This window comes from Mesorhizobium sp. P3_A9 (assembly GCF_056402975.1).
This window is the reverse complement of the sequence record NZ_JBFUGJ010000744.1, coordinates 1-918: the sequence shown is the minus strand read 5'-3', so window position 1 is coordinate 918 and position 918 is coordinate 1. Positions and strand designations below refer to the sequence as shown.

Genomic DNA, 918 nt, shown 5'->3' with positions numbered 1-918 from the left:
CTCGTGATGAGTGAATTTCGCGGCCGGCCAAACTGAAGGCCCGACGCTTCATCTCCGTGACGCGATGCCGGCGAGGTCAGCATAAATTTCGGTCCGATCTCCGTCGTGCTTTTCGATCAGGGCCAATGTTTCCACTCGCGTCATTTGCCCGAGCTTCATTAGAAATTCGAACTCGTGCTTTGGTATCGACGTCGCGAGACGGTCGAGCTTCATCTTTCGGCTTTCGCTTTTGCCACGCATTGTATGTCAGCTACCAGGTCGCGGCCGGACAAGGCCTAGATTAAAATTGGGTGGCAAATCCAAGCGCGTGTTCTTGACCGCGGCTGTTTCTATCGCATCCACGGGCAGGATAATCACCATTCGCGCCATCCGCTCGGGGAAGATTGGTTTGGCGGAAATGAAGAAGATGATTGCTAAAAGCCCTAGCAACAGAAGGATGGCGGCCACATTGGCGATCATCTCTCCAAATTGCCCACTGCTCTCCCGCACCACTTCTTCCTCCTGTCTCATTGGCGTGGCCGATACGTTGCAACAAGGGCCTGGGCCAATCAAAACGGCTCAGCGAGGAACGATGCTGCGATCAGATCGTCGCCGGCAATCCGGCCACGACCGTCGTCCAGGATGGCAGCGACCTTTTGGAAGGTCTTTATTTCGGCGTCGGTTATGCGTGCTGCCCGCACTCTCGCCTGAAGATCGGCTAAGCGCGCCATAAGCGCATCTGTCGTCTCGACTTCAAGGTTCATCATCTTCATTGTCCAGTTGAGGGGATTGACATGCGCAGCCCGCCGCCATGCAAGCGGCGGCGGGCAATTGGCAACTCGCTTTTCAGTCGTAGACTTTGATGATTTTGCGGGTGCTCGGATCCACCAGGACCGTGCGGTTGTCGACCACCACATAGCGGTATTTCACGTTGGGGAC

The 918-nt window shown here is 55.8% G+C and carries 3 protein-coding genes; all 3 read right to left on the bottom strand.

Annotation, left to right across the window (positions count from 1 at the left end; all coding sequences use genetic code 11):
- Window positions 1-246 precede the first annotated feature (246 nt).
- Window positions 247-510, bottom strand: coding sequence for a polymerase (locus AC1DX0_RS36465; RefSeq protein WP_477223963.1), 264 nt, complete (start codon window positions 508-510; stop codon window positions 247-249).
- 38 nt (window positions 511-548) lie between these two features.
- Complete coding sequence (locus AC1DX0_RS36460; protein WP_057143728.1) at window positions 549-746, bottom strand: hypothetical protein; 198 nt, start codon at window positions 744-746, stop codon at window positions 549-551.
- A gap of 79 nt (window positions 747-825) precedes the next feature.
- The coding region (locus AC1DX0_RS36455; protein WP_477359422.1) for a DUF1236 domain-containing protein at window positions 826-918 on the bottom strand (93 nt) is incomplete at its 5' end.

Excerpts from the sequence above, each read along its gene's own strand:
- AC1DX0_RS36465 (WP_477223963.1), bottom strand. The coding sequence starts at position 510 with ATGAGACAGGAGGAAGAAGTGGTGCGGGAGAGCAGTGGGCAATTTGGA.
- AC1DX0_RS36460 (WP_057143728.1), bottom strand. The coding sequence starts at position 746 with ATGATGAACCTTGAAGTCGAGACGACAGATGCGCTTATGGCGCGCTTA.